We start from the raw sequence: 16,619 nt of genomic DNA, 5'->3' as shown, positions 1-16,619 counted from the left end.
TCACGCGAAAGCGTCCACGCCGGTCAGCTCCGCCGACAGCGTCCACAGTCGACGGGCCTCTTCGCGGTCCACGGCGTACCGGCGGACACCCGACTCGGTCATGCCCTCGGCGTCCGGAGGGGACAGTTCGGCGACGTCGCAGTCCTCGAGGTACAGCCCGCCGAGCCCGGCCAGCTGCGGCGACGTCGCGGCCCAGACCGTGGTCGCCGCGCCCTGCTCGGGCGTCTTGAACTGCACCAGGAAGGTGCCGGCCTCGTCGATCCAGCCGCGCTCGATCATCTCCTCCTTCGGCAGGTGCCGCTGCAGCGGCGTCATGATGCCGCCCGGGTGCAGCGCGAACGCGTGGACGCCCCGGGAGGCGGCCAGCTCGTCGAGCCGGACGGCGAAGAGCACGTTGGCCGTCTTCGCCTGCCCGTAGGCCGCCCACTTGTCGTAGCCGCGCTCGAACTGGACGTCGTCCCAGCGGATGGGCGAGTTGTGGTGGCCGCGCGAGGACAGCGAGACGACGCGGGCGCCGTCGGCGACGGCCGGCCACAGCCGGTTGACCAGCGCGAAGTGACCGAGGTGGTTGGTGGCGAACTGGGCTTCCCAGCCCGGGCCGACGCGCGTCTCGGGACACGCCATCACGCCCGCGTTGGCGATGAGGAGGTCGATCCGCCGTCCGGAGGCCAGGAAGCGCTCGGCGAACGCGCGGACGCTGTCGAGGTCGCCCAGGTCCAGCTCGTCGACCTCGACGTCGTCGACCCCCGCGAGGGCCTCTTCGGCGGTGGCGCGACGGCGGGCCGGGACGACGACGTGCGCGCCGGCGCCGGTGAGCGCGCGGGTGGTTTCGAGGCCGATCCCGGAGTACCCGCCGGTGACGACGGCGAGCTTGCCGGTGAGGTCGACGCCCGCGACTGCTTCGGCGGCCGTGGTGCCGGCGCCGAAGCCCGATCCGATCTTGTGCTGTGCGGTGCTCATGGCTTCGACGGTACGAGCTGGAGTGCGCTCCAGCGCAAGTCGCGCGGGCGGAGCCGAAAGAGGGGACAATCGACGCCGAGAGGCGCCGCCGACCTAGGAAGGCTCTGATGGCCGACTACTACGGGAACCAGCCCCAGGACGTCCGCCCGGGGATCGACGCGCGCAGGCTGTGGGCGGGTGGCGTGGCGACGGCGGTGATCGCGGCCCTGCTCGCGGTGGTCGGGTTGCTGATCGCGCGCGGCGTCTTCGAGGTCGAAGTGCTGGCCCCAAAAGGCGAAGGCGTCTGGGGCAACGCGAGCACCACGACGTACGCGCTGGTCGCCGCCGCGGTGGCCCTGCTCGCCACCGGGCTGATGCACCTGCTCAGCGTCGCCACGCCCGCGCCGTCGCAGTTCTTCGGCTGGATCATGGTGCTGGTGACGCTGATCGCGGTGGTCCTGCCGCTGACGCTGACCGTCGCACCGAGCGCGAAGATCGCCACGGCCGCGATCAACCTCGTCATCGGGCTCGTGATCGCCGCCGTGGTCAACAGCATGGCGGCGAGCGCCCGCACGCTGCACCGGCGCCGCAGCCAGCAGCAACCCGCGCCGCCGACGCGCCAGTATCCGCAACAGCAGCCGCCGCCGACGACCCGCTACTACGACCAGTGACCATGGACACCATCGACGTCCAGGCGACGAACCGGCGCGTGATCGAGCAGTTCCGCGCGGGCGGCGAGGTCGAGGGCATGCACCGCGAGCGGCTGGTGCTCCTCACGACGAGGGGCCGGAACTCCGGGAAACCGAGAACGGTGCCGATGATGTACCACCGCGACGGCGCCCGGCTGCTGGTGGTGGCGTCCAACATCGGGGCGCCGAAGCACCCGGGCTGGTACCTGAACCTGATCGCCGACTCCCGGGTGAAGGTGGAGGTGGACGGCCACGAATTCGACGGGGAAGCGCTGCCGCTGCTGGGGGCCGACTACGTGCGGACTTGGGCGGAGTTGGAGAAGCTGTACCCGTTCCTGGCCGACCACCAGGCGAAAGCCAGGGAGGCCAAGCGGGTGATCCCGATCGTGGAGCTGTCCGAAGAGGACTGACGGTGGATGGCGCCTCGGCTCGGAGTGGGATACTCGGGTCGTGAGCGATCGGAGACAATGGAAGTTTCGCCTGGTCGGCGTGATCTTGGGCGCCTCGGCGGTGGGTGTCGTCATCGTTGGAACGTGGCGGTTCTGGTGGCCTGGCTGGACCGCCACGGTCGGCTGGCTTGCGACATGGTGGTGGGCGCCACTGGCGGTGATCGTCGGTGCGGCAGGGTGGACGATATTCCGGGCTTCCCGGTCGGCCTCCGCTTCTTCGGCGAAACCGAAGAGTTTCGAGTGGCTGACTATGTCGGGACGGGGCGGAGTGCTCGTCACCGAAGTCCTGGATACTTCGACTCCCCGTCAGAGTTCGTCCGGGGAGTCCGCCTCTCACTCGAATCGGCTGGCGGTAGCGGCTGCCTTAGTCTCCGCGCTCTCTGCAGCTTTCGCGAATTTGCCCAGCTCCCAGCTGGCATCGAATTCGCGCGAGCAGGTCAAGATTGACCAGGATAGGCAAGTCGTCGCTCGGTTGGATTCGGCCTTGGGTCAGATCAACGCTAAGGGTGATGACAACATGCAGCTGCGGTTGGGTGGCATTCGTACGCTGGAAAGAGTGGCGACTGATTCACCTCGTGATCAGTCGGCCATTGTAGCGCAGCTGTCATCCTTTATCCGGGGTCGCCTGTCGAAGAATGATGGATCCTCGCAACTAAGAGAGCGCGGCTCGTGTCCACCGCCTTTCCGGTGGGAATCGCCGAGCGACGACGTGCTGGAAGCCCTTAAGGTGCTCGGTCGAAGGAACCGTGCCCAAGATCGCGGTGCTGTCGTCGATTTGAAGGGCGTGCGGCTCACCGGTGCGGATCTCTCCGGTCTGAAGCTGGATGGTGTGGATCTCACAAATGCGGATCTCGAAGGGGTCAGTCTGGTGAAGGCCGACCTGTCTGGTGCGAAACTCTGGAGAACAGAGCTTGCCTGCTCATACCTGCAGAGCGCGAACCTGGAGCGTGCGGACGTGTATTCGGTCGATTTCGAGAACGCGCGCCTCGATGGTGTCAACTTCAACGGCACCAATCTGAGCATGTCGGACTTCACCAATGCGGAACTCGGCTCTGCTCAGCACAACCAAGAGACGTCCTTTTCCTACGTGTCGGACGTCGGCGTCAAGAATGCCTGGTGGCGACCTGGCGAGTTCGGTGACGGCGGGGTGTACTAGGCAGATTCTACTTGCTCGCCACCCGGCGGTACTTCGCCGTCGCCAGGGGGGCGAACACCGCGATGATCCCCACGCAGCACAGGATCGCGTACAGCGCCGCGTTCTCCGCCGGCCAGCCCGTCGGCGCCGGGCCGAACCGGTTGCCGAACAGGTCTCTCGTCGCGTTGATCACCGCCGTGAACGGGTTCCAGTCCGCGATCGCCTTGAGGAACGCCGGCAGCGTCTGCGTCGGGACGAACGCCGAGGAGATGAAGCTCAGCGGGAACATCCAGACCAGCCCCAGGCTCTGCGCCACCTCGACGCTGCGGGCCGCCAGGCCGATCAGCGCGCCCACCCACGACAGGGCCCACGCGAACATCAGCATCACCAGGTACCCCAGGAGCGCGTCCCAGAAGCTGCCGCGGATCCGCCAGCCCACGATCAGCCCGCACGCCGACATCACGACCAGCGCCACCACGCTGACCACCAGGTCGGACGTCGTCCGGCCGAGGACCACCGCGATGCGGGACATCGGCAGGGACCGGAACCGGTCGATGATGCCCTTCTGCAGGTCGTTCGCGAACCCGATCACCGTGAACGCCGAGTTGAACGCCACCGTCTGGGCGAAGATCCCCGCGATCAGGAACTCGCGGTAGGCCGCGCCGCCCGACTCGCCGCCGATCGCGTTGCCGAAGACGTAGGCGAACAACAGCACGAACATGATCGGCTGCAGCGTCGCCGCCATCAGCCAGTCGGGGTTGCGGCGGACGTTCATCAGGTTGCGCCACGTGATGATGCCGCCGTCCGAGATGCCCTTCGCGATCGCGTTCACTTCGCGGCCTCCTTGGCCTCGGCGCCGTGGCCGGTCAGGGACAGGAACACGTCGTCGAGCGTCGGCCGGTGCAGGCCGACGTCCTGGACGGCGATGCCCTGCCCGTCGAGCCGCCGCAGGGCCTCGATGAGCGCCTTCGGCCCGGTGTCGACGAGGATCTCCGCGCGCCGCGTGTGGTCGTCGCCGGCCGGCTCGCCCGTCCCCACCTCGCGCAGCACCGCCAGCGTCGCCGGCAGGTCCGCGGCCGAGGCGACGACCAGCTCCAGCCGTTCGCCGCCGATCTGGGCCTTGAGCTCGTCGGCCGTGCCGCGCGCGATCACCCGGCCGTGGTCGATCACCACGATCGAGTCGGCGAGCTGGTCGGCCTCTTCGAGGTACTGGGTGGTCAGCAGGACGGTCGTGCCGTCCGCGACCAGTTCCTTGATGACGCCCCACGTGTCGAGGCGCCCGCCCGGGTCCAGGCCGGTGGTCGGCTCGTCGAGGACCACGACGGTCGGCTCGGCGACCAGCGCGCCGGCCAGGTCGAGCCGCCGGCGCATGCCGCCCGAATAGCCCTTCGCCGGCCGGTCCGCGGCTTCCTCGAGCGCGAACCGCGCCAGCAGCTCCCGGGCGCGTGACCGGGCCGCGGACTTCCGCCTGCCGTACAGCCGCCCGACCATGTAGAGGTTTTCGAACCCGGTCAGGTTCTCGTCGACGGCCGCGTACTGGCCGGACAGCCCGATCCGCTGCCGCACGTCGTCGGGCTGGGTCAGGACGTCGTACCCGGCCACGTGCGCCGACCCCGAGTCCGGCCGCAGCAGCGTCGTCAGGATGCGGACCGTGGTCGTCTTCCCGGCGCCGTTCGGGCCGAGCAGGCCGAGCACCCGCCCGGCCGGGATGTCGAGGTCGACGCCGTCGAGCGCGCGGGTCGACCCGTAGGTCTTGACGAGTCCGCGCACCTGGACGGCACAGTCCGGTTCGGGCATGGCGGTTCCCCTCTCGGTGACCCCGTCAAGCTAGGCCACGGGCGTCCGCTTTGTCCTCCGGGTTTCTCCCTGAGACGACTCAGTTCGCCGAAAGCGTGACGGCGAACTCCGGGGGAGTGCGCAGCGACTGGAACACGACGCAGTAGCGCTCGGTCAGCTTCTTGAGCGTCGCCAGTTCGTCTTCGGAAGCGTCGGTGTCCAGGTCGAACGACAGCCGGATCGCGCGGAAGCCCACCGGGGCGTCCTTCGCGACGGCGAGGGTGCCGCGGAAGTCGAGGTCGCCTTCGGCGCGCACGCGCCCGCCGCGCACCTCCAGACCCAGCGACGTCGCCACCGCCCGCAGCGTCACCCCGGCGCACGCGACGAGCGCTTCCAGCAGCATGTCGCCGGAGCAGGCGAGGGTGCCGTCGCCGCCGGTCGCCGGGTGCAGCCCGGCTTCCACGACGGCCCGGCCGGTCTCGACCTTGCAGGAAATCCCTAGGCCGTCGAGCTCGGCGTCGGCGTGCAACGTGACGAGCGCGCTTTCCGGCGTCTCGCGGTACTTGTCCTTCAGCGGGGCCTGGGTCGCGCGCAGCTCTTCGGTGTCCATGGGCCGATTCTGCCCCCGCGGACGGCGGAAAGCGAAAAGGCGGGGAACCCGGAATTCCCGGATTCCCCGCCTTTTCAGTGCGGATTCAGCGGTTTCAGCTCAGCGTCACCGCGACGTCGTCGATCACGAACGACGTCTGCAGCGAGCTGTCCTCGGTGCCGGTGAACTTCAGCGCGAGGGTGCCGCCGGCGGCCGACGAAACGTCGATCGTCCGGAGGGCGTACCCGGTGGCCTTGTTCAGGTTGGAGTAGGTGCCGAGGGTGGCGCTGCCGTTGGTGACGGTCAGCTTGTCGTAGGCGGTCGTCGAAGTCGTCTCCGCCGTGTCGATGTGCAGGTAGAACGTCAGGCTGGCGTGGCAGCCCGCCGGGATGCTCACCGACTGCGCGACCGACTCCGTGTGCGTGGAGCCGTAGCCGTCGAGGTAGGCGGAGTAGGTGCCGCCGTGCGCGGCTTCACCCGAGGACGCCCACTGGCCGATGGCACCGGTGGTGCCGGTCCAGTTCGCGGCGCCCGACTCGTACCCGCCGTTGACGATCTTCTGGCCGGAGCAGCCGGTGGTGGTGCCGACGGTCCAGCTGAACGACGCCGTGCCGGTCTTGTTGGCCGCGTCCTTCGCCGTCACGGTGACGCTCGAGGTGCCCGCGGTGGTCGCGGTGCCCGAGATCGTGCCGGTGGAGGCGTTGATCGACAGGCCGGCCGGGAGGCCGGTGGCGCTCCAGGAGTACGGCGAGGTGCCGCCCGAAGCCGACAGCGGCAGGTTCACCGCGGTGCCGGTGACGGTCGACTGGTTGCCCGGGTTGGACACGGTGACCGTGCCGGTCGCCGAGCAGGTCGGGTCGGCCGACTGGGCCGGGACCGAGATCGCGTCCCACGCCGCCTTGACGGTGTTGAATTCGGTGCAGCTGCCCGGGAACAGGTTCTTCGCCGCGGTCAGCGTCCAGGTGCGGTACTTCAGGTACGAGCTGCTGGTGGTCTTGAGCAGCATCGCGTTGTAGAAGATCTTCACCGCGGTCTGGACACCGAGGCCGGTGACCGTGGAGCTGTTGCAGGTGGAGCTGGTCGGCTGCCCGTTGGTCGGGTTGGTGCCTTCGGCCAGCAGGTAGAACCAGTGGTTGCCGGGGCCGGCGGCCGCGTGCACCTCACCGTTGGGGACCGAGCTGTCGTAGCAGTTCTTGTCGCCCAGCGCCGACGGGTTGTACATGTTGCGGATCGGGCCGGAACCGACGAGGTTCACCTGCTCGCCGACGAGGAAGTCCGGCTGGTCGTAGGGAGCGGGCTCGTTCGCGAACCACTCGGTCGAGGCGCCGAAGACGTCCGCGACGAACTCCTGCGTGCCCGCACCGGAGATGCCACCCGGGGTGTGGTCGTCGATGCCGTGGCCGTGCTCGTGCGCGACGACGTCGATCGAGCCGATCCAGCCACCGGCGGTGTTCTTGCCGATCTGGACCTGGGTGCCGTCGTAGTAGGCGTTCTGGTCGTTCAGGCCGACGCGGATCGGCCAGCCGCCGCCGCTGCCGTCGAAGCCGTTGCGGCCCAGCCACTGCGAGAGCATCTTGTTCTCGGTCTGGGCGGCGAACAGCGCGTCGACGCAGCCGGTTTCGCGGTTGCTGGCGGTGCCGTTGCCCCAGAGGTCGTCCGGCCCGCTGAAGGTGGTGTTGTTGGCCGCGTCCTGGCAGGACGTGTTGGTGATCGACGGGTCCTTCAGCGAGTACGTGCTGCCCGAGTGCGTGGTGTCGAGGTGCACCGGGTTCGGGCCGTTCCACGCGCTGGTGCCGTCACCGTTCAGCACGTGCTCCTGCGTCTTGAGCACCTTGCCGGTGGCGGCGTCGACGATGACGTCGAGCCGGCTCGGGCCTTCGGCGTCCCGGCCGACGACGGTGCTCTTCCAGGCCAGCGTCGGCGAGCCGAGCGCGTACACGACCTGCTGGGCGGGGCTCACGCTGTCCACGGCGGACAGCTGCTGCCGCGCGGTCGCCTCGGCCGCGGCCCCGGTCACCTTCGCGGTGGTCGTGGCGAGGTTGATGGTCTGGTCCTGTGCGACGGAGGTGCCGAGCACCTGGCCCGTCGAGTTGGTCGCCACGACGAAGTCGCCGCCGACCACGGGCAGGCCCTTGTAGCTGCGCTCGTAGGGGATGTACTGGAGGCCGTTGGTCGAGGAAATCGCTTTCTGGGCCTGGAAAACGTCGTCCGCACTGGCGTGCAGCGCGGCGGGCCTGCTCGCCACGAGACCGGCGGCCGCGGTGGTGGCCTGGGCCAGGGCGCTCGGGGCGGCGTTCGGGGTGGGTTGCGCCTGTGCGGTACCGGTGATGCAGAGCGCGCCGACGAGCACGCCGGTTGCTGCCAAGACGACTGGACGTCTCAGTTCCATCGAGGGATCTCCTCCGGGCAGGGTGAACCAGACCCGGGTTCGCGACCGGGCCGGATCAAGGGGACGAGAGGTGCTGCTGTGTAACGGAAATCAGAATCCGGTGCCGGAGCCTCGTGAACAAGCGACTAACGTACGGTCTTATCTACCGGACGCAATAACTCCCAAAAAGGACATTTCCCGCTATTGGGATTCGATCGGCTGACCGTCCACTCAGGACGGGAAGCGGCTCACCGCCGTTCGGGTGATCTTCCCCGCCGCTGAAACGACGAAGGCCCCTTCGCCGGGAGCCGGCGAAGGGGCCTTAAGTGATACGACTGTGTCAGGCGGTCTTCTCGCGCTTCGGGAGCTTCCAGCCCGGGCGCACGAAGTGGCAGGTGTACCCGTTCGGAATGCGCTGCAGGTAGTCCTGGTGCTCCGGCTCGGCCTCCCAGAAGTCGCCGACGGGGCTGACTTCGGTGACGACCTTGCCCGGCCACAGCCCGGACGCGTCCACGTCGGCGATCGTGTCTTCGGCGACGCGCTTCTGCTCGTCGTTTTCGAAGAAGATCGCCGAACGGTAGCTCAGGCCGATGTCGTTGCCCTGGCGGTTCTTCGTGGTCGGGTCGTGCACCTGGAAGAAGAACTCGAGCAGGTCGCGGAACGTGGTCTGCGCGGGGTCGTAGACCACCTCGATGGCCTCGGCGTGCGTGCCGTGGTTGCGGTAGGTGGCGTTCGGGACGTCGCCGCCGCTGTAACCGACCCGGGTCGAGATCACCCCGGGCTGACGGCGGAACAGCTCCTGCATTCCCCAGAAGCAGCCGCCGGCCAGGACGGCCCTTTCGGTTGACGTGCTCACGGCGTCACTCCTTCTCCTCGTGTGGTGCTGCCACCTGTACAACTTCGGCGGGGTACCCATGATTCCACGAGAGGATTACGGAAGCCTGACGTCAGCCGGCCTGGAGCTTCGCGAGGGTGAGCACGTCGCCGCCGATGCCCCAGCCGCCGTCGGCGACCTCCTCGACCAGCACCATCGTGGTCGCGCGGGCGCGGTCGCCGTAGATCTCGGCGTACAGGTCGGTGGTGCGGGTGACGAGCTGCTCCTTCTGCTCCGGGGTGAGGGTGCCGGCGGGGACCTTGAAGTTGGCGAACGGCATGGTGGGCGTCCTTTGTTATCGATGTTGTCGTGCTTGCGTAAGCGACGCTAACACAGGTGGCGAACCGACGCTACCTCTGACTTGATATCGATGATATCCGCTGGTAGCGTCCGGTCTCGTGGACGTGCGAACGCGGATCCTGGAGGCGGCGGCCGACCTGCTGGCGCACTCGGCCGAGGCCGACTTCTCCACGCGGGCGGTCTGCGAAGCCGCCGGCGTCGGCGCTCCGGCGCTGTACCGGCAGTTCGGCGACAAGGAGGGCCTGCTCGCCGCCGTCGTCGATCGCGGGTTCGAGAAGTACCTCGCCGGCAAGCGGGCCGCGGAACCGTCCGGCGACCCGGTGTGCGACCTGCGCGACGGCTGGGACAACCACGTCGCGTTCGCGCTCGGCAACCCCAACTACTACCGCCTGATGTATTCGGGCCTCTCGACGCCGCCGGGGGCGGCCGCCGAGGCGCACAGCCTGCTGCTCGCGGTCCTCGAGCGGTGCGCGGCCGCGGGGCGGCTGAAGCTGCCGCCGCCGCTCGCCGCACAGATGGTCATGGCGGCCAACGCCGGCGTCGCGCTGTCGCTGATCACCCGGCCGGAGCTCTACCCGGATCCCGGGTTTTCCGTCCGGGTGCGGGAAAGCGTGCTGTCCGGCGTGCTCGCCGAAGCGCCGGAGGAGCCGGGCGACCTCGCGGCGACGGCGACGACGCTCGCCGCGAGGCTGCCGGAGGCGGCGGGCGACCTGACGGCGGCCGAGGTGACGTTGCTGCGGGAGTGGCTGGCCCGGCTGAGTATCCACAGTGGACACTGAGCCGGACGGCCGCGCCGGTTGGGCCGTCCGCTCGTGCCCCCGGTTTCCGCCCGGCCGCGGCCGGGCGGAAGTGGGACGATGGCCTGGGGCCGGCCCCGATCCGGCTCCGGGGAGGCGCGCGATGCGCGAGCGGGAAGAAGCCGTCGCGGAGCGGATCAGCGGCGCACTGGTCGTCGAGCTCCGGGGCGAGCTGGACATCGACACCGTGTTGCGGTGGACGACGCTGATCGAAGCCGCCCTCTGCGAGCTGCCGGAACCGCACCTGCTGGTGCTCGACCTGACGGCGCTGGAGTTCCTGTCGGCGCACGGCGCCCGGGGACTGCTCGCGGCGGTGGAGGGCTACCGGGACCGCGGGATAACCGGCTGCCTGATCGTCGTCCCGGGGAGCGTGCCCGACCGGGTGGTGCGGCTGACGAGGCTCGCCGGCCAGGTGCGGGTGTTCCCGAACCGGCTGACGGCGATCGCCGCGTGCCAGCCGGTGGAGATGCGCTGGCTCCCGGGCTGACCGGACGACGGGATGTCAGGCCGGTTCGCGGACCAGGTCGGCCGCCGCCTCGGCGAAGGCGCGCATCCGGGCCGTCGCGGACCGCCAGACGAGGGCCCACTCGAGCCGGGGCGCGCCGTCGAGCGGGACGTACGCGACGTCGGGCCGCGGGTAGTACCGCCGGATGTGGGCGCCGACCGGCAGCACGCCTTCACCGGCGCCGGCCAGCGTCAGCAGTTCCTGGAGCCCGGCACGCGGCCGCACCGTCGCGCCGGGCGCGTGCTCGTCCAGCCACGGGTCCGGCAGCGCGCAGCGCAGCACCGTGACGCGCGCCAGGTCCGCGACCGGCACCGCGTCGCGCCGCGCGAACGGATGGCCCGCCGCCACGGCGAGGAACCGCGTCTCCCGCACCAGCACCGGGCTCGTGACCAGATCGGGTCCGTCGAGCGGGAGCCCGGCGAGCACGACGTCCACCTCGCCCTCGCGCAGCCACGGCAGGACCTCGGCCGGGCGCACCTCGCGGAACTCGACCGCGCAGCCCGGCGCGCGCTGCCGGAACAGCTCGGCCACCCCGGCCAGCAGCTGCCCGCCCGCGGCGTCGCCGAACGCGACGCGCAGCGTGCCGGTGACCCCGCGGCCGGCCTCGACCGCCCGGTCCAGGGCCGCGCCGACCGCCGACCACGCCGGCCCGAGGTCGGCGAGGAGCTGCCGCCCGACCGGCGTCAGCTCGACGCGGCGGCTGGTCCGGGTGAACAGGGGCGCGCCGATCCGCCGTTCGAGCTTCCGGATCGTCTGGCTGACCTGGGCGGTCGACACGCGCAGCCGCTCCGCGGTGCGGCCGAAGTGCAGCTCCTCGGCCAGTGCCAGGAACGACTCGACCTCGCGCGTCTCCGCCATCCCGCCCCTCCACCGTCAATCCCTGCTTCACGATCGTCACACAGAAGCGCGTTGATCGGCTTCGCGGGCGCGGTGAGGCTGGAGCCATGAACCACGATGACCGCGTCGAGATCGTCGACGCCCTCTACCGCTTCGGCCTCGGCCAGGACCTCAAGGACCGTGAGCTGTTCGCGTCGTCGTTCGCCGCCGACGCGGAGCTGGACTTCCGGCCGGCGGCCGCGCGCTGGGGCGCCGAGCCGCCGCTGATGACGGGCCGGGACGCGATCGTCGACACGATCCTCGCGCTGTTCGAGGGCCGCGTCGACACGACGCACCAGGTCACCAACCCGCGCGTCGAGGTGGACGGCGACACCGCGCGGCTGACGGCCCTGGTCGAGGCCCAGCACCTGCTGAGCGACGACCACGGCAAGCACGCGCTGCTGAAGAACCGCTACGACGTCACGCTGGTCCGCGACGGCGACCGCTGGGTGATGCGCCGCGTGCGGATCGAAAACGCTTGGTACACCGGCGATCCGGTCGCGATCTTCGGCTGAGCTACTCGCCGCGCATCGAGCGGCGGATCTCGGCCAGCCGGTCCTTGGCGGCCTGGTCGCGGTCGGCGATCTTCTTGTCGAGGGCTTCGGCGGTGTTCTCCGTGCCCAGCCCGGCCACGTCGGCGGCGCCCAGCGACGTCGTGTAGCGGTTCTCGATCTTGTCGCGGACGAAGTCGAAGCTGGGCACGCCACCCTCGCTGTAGTCCGGGTCCGGCAGCGGCGGCGAGGGGATCGCCAGCGCGGCGGTCGGCGTCTCGTCGACGATCTCGGCGTCCACGACGTCCGGCTCGTCCTGGGGCTTGTCCATACCCCGACTTTAGCGCCGGAGTGGTCAGTCCTGCCGGTACCGCGGCCGTGGCGGGTGGGTAATTCGGCCGTGTGCCGGGATCGTCCGGTGGGGAATTCTCGATGCGCACAGCCGGTGTCCGGAGGGAGCAGACCATGAGTGCCGGGGCCTACCGCGCCGAAACCACCGAAATGGGGACGGTCGCCAAGGCGGTCGAGGAAGTCGGGTCGTCCTTCCTGTCGACCACCCGCGACCTGGAGAGCCTGGTGCTGGACGCGATGTCGTTCGCCGGCATCGGCAGCGGGGTCGCCGCCGCGAACTCGGCGCTGCACTCTTCGCTGGGGAGCGCGCTGCAGAAGTTCCTGAGCCTGATCACGAACGTCAACCAGAACGTCCAGACGGCCGCGAACGGGTACAACGCGGCCGACTCCGACGTCGCGCAAGCGTACGGCGGCGGGCAGCAGGCGCAGCAGGGTGGCGGGGGAGCGGCGGCCGCGGCGGCACCGCCGCAGCTCGACCCGCGGGTCGTCGACTCGATCATGCGCTCCGAAGGCGCCACGGGAGAGCAGGGCGGCGTGCCGGAGGCCTACGGCTTCCGGCAGAACATGCACAACGGCTACGACCGGATCATCGCCGCGCGCGAGCAGTACGGCATCGGCAGCGCGGAAGAGCGCGCCGTCGTCTCCGACCTGATGACCGCGAACGCACGCACCGCGGGCGCGCTCAACTTCACCGATGCCGGCGCCCAGGCCGCGGTCATGTCCGGCGCGCACATGCGCGGCGCCGGCGGCGTCCGCGCGATCCTCAACCACATGGCGGGCGACGACATCGTCCGCAGCTCGAACTCGATCAGCGACGCGGCGGTCCAGCACGCGCAGGGCCTCACGCCCGAGCAGTTCCAGCAGGAGTTCCACGACGCGCGCATCGAGTACGACCGCCAGATCTACGGGGACACGACCACCCGCCAGGGCGGCCACACGGCGAACTGGTGGGACCGCTACGGCAACGGCCTGACCCAGCGCTACGACCGTGAGCAGAACGAGTTCCTCCAGCTGTCGCAACCCGCTCGGTGATCTTCGGTTCGAAGATCGCAAAACTGGGCACCTTACCTCCTGTAGCCGAACGACAACGGGAGGCGCGCGATGAACCGGAGGATGATCGCACTACTGGGCGGGGTTGCCGCGATGGCGGGGACCTTGGCGTTCGCGGGAACGGCCGAAGCGGCATCGACGCCGTGCAGTGCCGCCGCGAAGGCCTGTGTCCAGCGCAGTTCGAATACGGCGTGGCTGACCGACGGTGCCGGCCACGTCACCTACGGCGGGGTCCCGATCACCGTGGGGCTCGCGAAGTACCCGACGCCGGTCGGGACGTTCCACGTGCAGTACAAGGACATCGACCACTACAGCAAGCAGTTCAACGGGCCGATGCCGTACTCGGTGTTCTTCACGAACACCGGCGTGGCGTTCCACCAGGGCAGCCTGAAGGTGAAGTCGCACGGGTGCGTGCACCTTTCGCACGCGGCCGCGGTGACGTTCTACAACTCGCTGCACCCGGGTGACGTCGTCCAGGTCGTGCCCTGATCCGTCCCGTGTGGACGGTCCAGGAGCGCGCCGGTGACGGCGCCGAAGACCAGGTGGTCCAGGACCTGCGGGGCGCGGGGAAGCGCCCGCACGGCCGGGTAGGCCCGGCCGGCTACGCCCAGGTCCAGCGCCGCGATCGCGAGCCCGGCGGCCGCGCCCCGGAGCAGTCCGAGGCGGTGGCGGCGGGCGGTCGCGGCGAGGACCCCGGTCCAGGCGGCCGAGACGACGGCGTGCGCGATCAGCCCGGCGGCGACGCCGGGCCGGTCGCGCCGGCCGGGGAGCAGCGTCCCGGCCGCGCGGGTCGCGGCGAGGAGGTCGTGGCCGGTGTGGAGCGCGTGGGCGGTCGACGGTATCCCGCTCACCACGGCGGCGATGGCGCCGGCCCGGATGGCTCGGCGGATCACCGGGCTGCCGAACCGGGTCGCCGATGACTTGAATGAGTCATTCAGGACATTCCGGGTCACCCGGCCGCCAGGTATGCGGCCACCCGGATCCGCAAGCCCCGGACGTGCGGGAGCGTTAGCGTGAACTCTTCCGTCGGCCGGTAACCCGGCCACGGATCGCCGTGCGTGCACGGGCCCGCGAAGTAGACGAAGCCGTCTTCGTCGTCGTACCGGCCCGGTGACCAGCGGGCCGCGTCACCTGCCCGGCGGTCCGGGCAGTCGGCTCGCGCCAGCCAGTACGCCTCGTGTTTCATGACGCGCTTGAGCTGGGCGGCGAAGGCCGGCAGCTCGTCTTCGGGCAGGCCGAGGCCACGGCCGCCCCAGACCCGCGGTGCGCGTTCGTACGTGCGCCCGGGACAGCCGAAAGTGATCGCGCCACCTGCGTAGCAGCGGGTCCAGCTTTGCGTTGCCAGGGCGGAGAAAGGGGTTCCGCCGGTGATCTCCAGCGTCATGCGAGAACGATAGTCGATCACGCGGCGCGCGGTACCGCCGCGCGGGTGTCGACCGACGATCCCATGATGTATACAGTATGCAGTAGGCGCAGCAGTCGGCCCGGGCAGAGGAGACCGCCATGTATTCCGTCACCAACCCCGCCACCGGTGAACTCGTGGAGGAGATCCCCAACGCGACCGACGAGGAGGTCCGGGCCGCGATCGAGCGCGTCCACGGCGGGTTCGCGGCCTGGTGCGCCCGGCCGGTCGCCGAGCGGGCCGCGATCGTGCTGCGCGCGGCGGAGCTGTTCGCCGAACGCGCCGACGAGCTGGCCGCGATCATGACCCTCGAAATGGGCAAGCGGATCAACGAAGGCCGCGGCGAGGTCGGCGTCGTCGTCGACATCTTCCGGTACTACGGCGACCGCGGCCCGGACCTGCTGGCCGACGAGCCGATCCCGATCCGCGGCGGCGAGGCCGTGCTGACGAAGGAGCCGATCGGGGCGCTGCTCGGTGTCATGCCGTGGAACTTCCCGGCGTACCAGGTCGCCCGGTTCGTCGCGCCGAACCTGGTGCTGGGCAACACGATCCTGCTCAAGCACGCGTCGATCTGCCCGCGCTCGGCGGCGGCGATCGAGAGCGTGCTGCGGGACGCGGGGGTGCCGTCGGACGCCTACGTGAACGTGTTCGCGTCGAGCCGCCAGGTGCCGTGGATGCTCGCCGACCCGCGCCTGGTCGGCGTCTCGCTGACCGGCAGCGAGCAGGCGGGGATCTCGGTCGCGGCGGAAGCCGGGCGGAACCTCAAGAAGTGCGTCCTGGAGCTGGGCGGGTCCGACCCGCTGATCGTGCTGGACACCGACGACCTGGACGAGACGGTCAAGGTCACCGCGACCGCCCGGATGCGCAACTGCGGCCAGTCGTGCAACGCGCCCAAGCGGATGATCGTGCTCGGCGAGTTGTACGACGAGTTCGTGGACCGGCTGGCCAAGCGCGTGGCGGAGTATTACGTACCGGGCGACCCGGCCGACCCGTCGACGACGCTCCCGCCGCTGGCCTCGATCGCGGCGGCGGAGGAGGTGGCGGCCCAGGTCGAGACGGCGATCCGCGAGGGGGCGACCTTGCGCGCGGGAGGGCGGCGGGTGCCGGGGCCGGGGGCGTTCCTGGAGGCGACGGTGCTCACCGACGTGACCCCGGAGATGGCGGCGTACCACGAGGAGATCTTCGGGCCGGTGGTGCTGGTGTTCCGCGCGGAGACCGAGGAAGAGGCGATCGCACTGGCGAACGACACGCCGTTCGGGCTGGGGGCCAGCGTGTTCGGGACCGATCGGGAACGGGCGGTGCGGGTGGCCCGGCGGATCGAGGCGGGGATGGTTTATCTGAACAAGTCGGGTGGGTCGGAGGCGGATTTGCCCTTTGGAGGGATCAAGCGGTCGGGGATCGGGCGGGAATTGGGGCCGTTGGGGATCGAGGAATTCATGAACAAGAAGCCGATCCGCCTCTGACCAGCGAATCACTACAAGCCGTCGCGGTTGGGCCAGGACAAGGTGAGGCGGCGTCGCTCTCGGTCGATCTGTGTGATGACCACCCTGACCGCGTTGCCGGCCTGGATGCCTTTGGGTGGCAGTCCGGACAGCTCGACCAGGCCCTCGATTCCGTCGGCGACCTCGACGAAAAGGCCGAACGGCGTCAGCTTGGTGACGAAGCCGGGCAGTTCCTGCCCCGCCGCCGCGATGTCGGCGAAGGCCTGGAAAGGATCCGGCTGCGTCGCCCGCAAGGAAAGCCGGGCCTCGAGGTTCCACGTGTCGAACTGGAGGAACTCACCGGAGACGCGTTGGCCAGTACGCACGACGTCGGTGGCGGCTTCGAAACGCCGCCAAGACAGCTCGGGATAGGAGACGAATCCGACGCCGGGGAAGACCGGGTGGCCGGGACCGTCGTCCAGCGCCACGAACACGCCGAACCGTTCGATCGCCGCGACGGTGCCGGAAAGCAGGTCGCCGGGGCACAGCGATGACAGGAAAGCCCAGAGCTCCGGGTGTTCGGCTTGACCGCCCAGCACACGCCCAG

21 protein-coding genes are annotated in these 16,619 nt (G+C 70.0%); 9 read left to right on the top strand and 12 right to left on the bottom strand.

The genetic code is table 11. From position 1 onward, the window contains the following. Positions 1-960, bottom strand: a complete 960-nt coding sequence (locus QSK39_RS22770) for an SDR family NAD(P)-dependent oxidoreductase (protein WP_285479794.1) — start codon at positions 958-960, stop codon at positions 1-3. Between the two features lie 107 nt (positions 961-1,067). Here QSK39_RS22770 and QSK39_RS22765 point away from each other — a divergent pair, with 107 nt between their 5' ends. From QSK39_RS22765 to QSK39_RS22755, 3 genes are read left to right on the top strand one after another with little or no spacing between them, the layout of a single operon-like run. Beyond that, positions 1,068-1,610, top strand: a complete 543-nt coding sequence (locus QSK39_RS22765) for a DUF6069 family protein (protein ID WP_285479793.1) — start codon at positions 1,068-1,070, stop codon at positions 1,608-1,610. Between the two features lie 2 nt (positions 1,611-1,612). Next, complete coding sequence (locus QSK39_RS22760; protein ID WP_285479792.1) at positions 1,613-2,038, top strand: nitroreductase/quinone reductase family protein; 426 nt, start codon at positions 1,613-1,615, stop codon at positions 2,036-2,038. Positions 2,039-2,078: 40 nt separating this feature from the next. Then, entirely contained in the window at positions 2,079-3,233 is a 1,155-nt protein-coding gene (locus QSK39_RS22755; RefSeq protein WP_285479791.1) for a pentapeptide repeat-containing protein, read from the top strand. A 7-nt stretch (positions 3,234-3,240) separates the two neighbouring features. Here QSK39_RS22755 and QSK39_RS22750 read toward each other — a convergent pair whose 3' ends face one another. The 6 genes from QSK39_RS22750 to QSK39_RS22725 form a co-directional block, all read right to left on the bottom strand. Continuing rightward, positions 3,241-4,044, bottom strand: a complete 804-nt coding sequence (locus tag QSK39_RS22750) for an ABC transporter permease (RefSeq protein ID WP_284742582.1) — start codon at positions 4,042-4,044, stop codon at positions 3,241-3,243. Further along, positions 4,041-5,009, bottom strand: a complete 969-nt coding sequence (locus QSK39_RS22745) for an ATP-binding cassette domain-containing protein (RefSeq protein WP_285479790.1) — start codon at positions 5,007-5,009, stop codon at positions 4,041-4,043. The genes QSK39_RS22750 and QSK39_RS22745 overlap by 4 nt, the downstream gene beginning before the upstream one ends. 79 nt (positions 5,010-5,088) lie before the next feature. Next, the gene (locus QSK39_RS22740) at positions 5,089-5,598 is read right to left on the bottom strand and encodes an OsmC family protein (protein ID WP_285479789.1); all 510 of its coding nucleotides are present in this window, start codon (positions 5,596-5,598) and stop codon (positions 5,089-5,091) included. Positions 5,599-5,692: 94 nt separating this feature from the next. Continuing rightward, positions 5,693-7,966: a M4 family metallopeptidase gene (locus QSK39_RS22735; RefSeq protein ID WP_285479788.1), complete on the bottom strand. Its 2,274-nt coding sequence runs from the start codon at positions 7,964-7,966 to the stop codon at positions 5,693-5,695. Between the two features lie 319 nt (positions 7,967-8,285). Further along, positions 8,286-8,801 carry a peptide-methionine (S)-S-oxide reductase MsrA gene (gene msrA, locus QSK39_RS22730; protein ID WP_285479787.1) on the bottom strand — a complete coding sequence of 172 codons (516 nt, stop codon included), beginning with the start codon at positions 8,799-8,801 and terminating at the stop codon, positions 8,286-8,288. Positions 8,802-8,892: 91 nt separating this feature from the next. Then, positions 8,893-9,099, bottom strand: coding sequence for a 4-oxalocrotonate tautomerase family protein (locus QSK39_RS22725; RefSeq protein ID WP_285479786.1), 207 nt, complete (start codon positions 9,097-9,099; stop codon positions 8,893-8,895). A gap of 118 nt (positions 9,100-9,217) precedes the next feature. Between QSK39_RS22725 and QSK39_RS22720 the strand changes: the two genes are divergently transcribed. Next, positions 9,218-9,898, top strand: coding sequence for a TetR/AcrR family transcriptional regulator (locus QSK39_RS22720; RefSeq protein ID WP_285479785.1), 681 nt, complete (start codon positions 9,218-9,220; stop codon positions 9,896-9,898). A 121-nt stretch (positions 9,899-10,019) separates the two neighbouring features. After that, complete coding sequence (locus QSK39_RS22715; RefSeq protein ID WP_285479784.1) at positions 10,020-10,403, top strand: STAS domain-containing protein; 384 nt, start codon at positions 10,020-10,022, stop codon at positions 10,401-10,403. Positions 10,404-10,418: 15 nt separating this feature from the next. Here QSK39_RS22715 and QSK39_RS22710 read toward each other — a convergent pair whose 3' ends face one another. Then, positions 10,419-11,279 carry a LysR family transcriptional regulator gene (locus tag QSK39_RS22710; RefSeq protein ID WP_285479783.1) on the bottom strand — a complete coding sequence of 287 codons (861 nt, stop codon included), beginning with the start codon at positions 11,277-11,279 and terminating at the stop codon, positions 10,419-10,421. Positions 11,280-11,365: 86 nt separating this feature from the next. Here QSK39_RS22710 and QSK39_RS22705 point away from each other — a divergent pair, with 86 nt between their 5' ends. Beyond that, entirely contained in the window at positions 11,366-11,812 is a 447-nt protein-coding gene (locus QSK39_RS22705) for a nuclear transport factor 2 family protein (protein WP_285479782.1), read from the top strand. 1 nt (position 11,813) lies between these two features. Here QSK39_RS22705 and QSK39_RS22700 read toward each other — a convergent pair whose 3' ends face one another. Next, positions 11,814-12,119, bottom strand: coding sequence for a hypothetical protein (locus QSK39_RS22700; RefSeq protein WP_285479781.1), 306 nt, complete (start codon positions 12,117-12,119; stop codon positions 11,814-11,816). A 134-nt stretch (positions 12,120-12,253) separates the two neighbouring features. Here QSK39_RS22700 and QSK39_RS22695 point away from each other — a divergent pair, with 134 nt between their 5' ends. Next, positions 12,254-13,171 (top strand): hypothetical protein, encoded by a 918-nt coding sequence (locus QSK39_RS22695; RefSeq protein ID WP_285479780.1) that lies wholly within the window; start codon positions 12,254-12,256, stop codon positions 13,169-13,171. 69 nt (positions 13,172-13,240) lie between these two features. Continuing rightward, positions 13,241-13,678 (top strand): L,D-transpeptidase, encoded by a 438-nt coding sequence (locus QSK39_RS22690; protein ID WP_285479779.1) that lies wholly within the window; start codon positions 13,241-13,243, stop codon positions 13,676-13,678. Here QSK39_RS22690 and QSK39_RS22685 read toward each other — a convergent pair. Then, positions 13,633-14,082, bottom strand: a complete 450-nt coding sequence (locus QSK39_RS22685; protein ID WP_285479778.1) for a hypothetical protein — start codon at positions 14,080-14,082, stop codon at positions 13,633-13,635. The genes QSK39_RS22690 and QSK39_RS22685 overlap by 46 nt on opposite strands. Positions 14,083-14,138: 56 nt before the next feature. After that, on the bottom strand, positions 14,139-14,573 hold the full coding sequence (locus QSK39_RS22680) for a hypothetical protein (protein WP_285479777.1): 435 nt from the start codon (positions 14,571-14,573) through the stop codon (positions 14,139-14,141). Between the two features lie 119 nt (positions 14,574-14,692). Between QSK39_RS22680 and QSK39_RS22675 the strand changes: the two genes are divergently transcribed. Then, positions 14,693-16,054: an NAD-dependent succinate-semialdehyde dehydrogenase gene (locus QSK39_RS22675; protein ID WP_285479776.1), complete on the top strand. Its 1,362-nt coding sequence runs from the start codon at positions 14,693-14,695 to the stop codon at positions 16,052-16,054. Between the two features lie 11 nt (positions 16,055-16,065). On the opposite strand, the gene QSK39_RS22670 is transcribed toward QSK39_RS22675, so the two are convergent. Then, positions 16,066-16,611: a S1 RNA-binding domain-containing protein gene (locus QSK39_RS22670; protein ID WP_285479775.1), complete on the bottom strand. Its 546-nt coding sequence runs from the start codon at positions 16,609-16,611 to the stop codon at positions 16,066-16,068. Positions 16,612-16,619 lie beyond the last annotated feature (8 nt).

The sequence above is a fragment of the Amycolatopsis sp. NBRC 101858 genome, assembly GCF_030269325.1.
In the GTDB taxonomy this organism is placed as follows: Bacteria; Actinomycetota; Actinomycetes; order Mycobacteriales; family Pseudonocardiaceae; genus Amycolatopsis; species Amycolatopsis ponsaeliensis.
The sequence above is the reverse complement of the archived record's forward strand: the minus strand, read 5'-3'. Positions and strand labels throughout refer to the sequence as shown.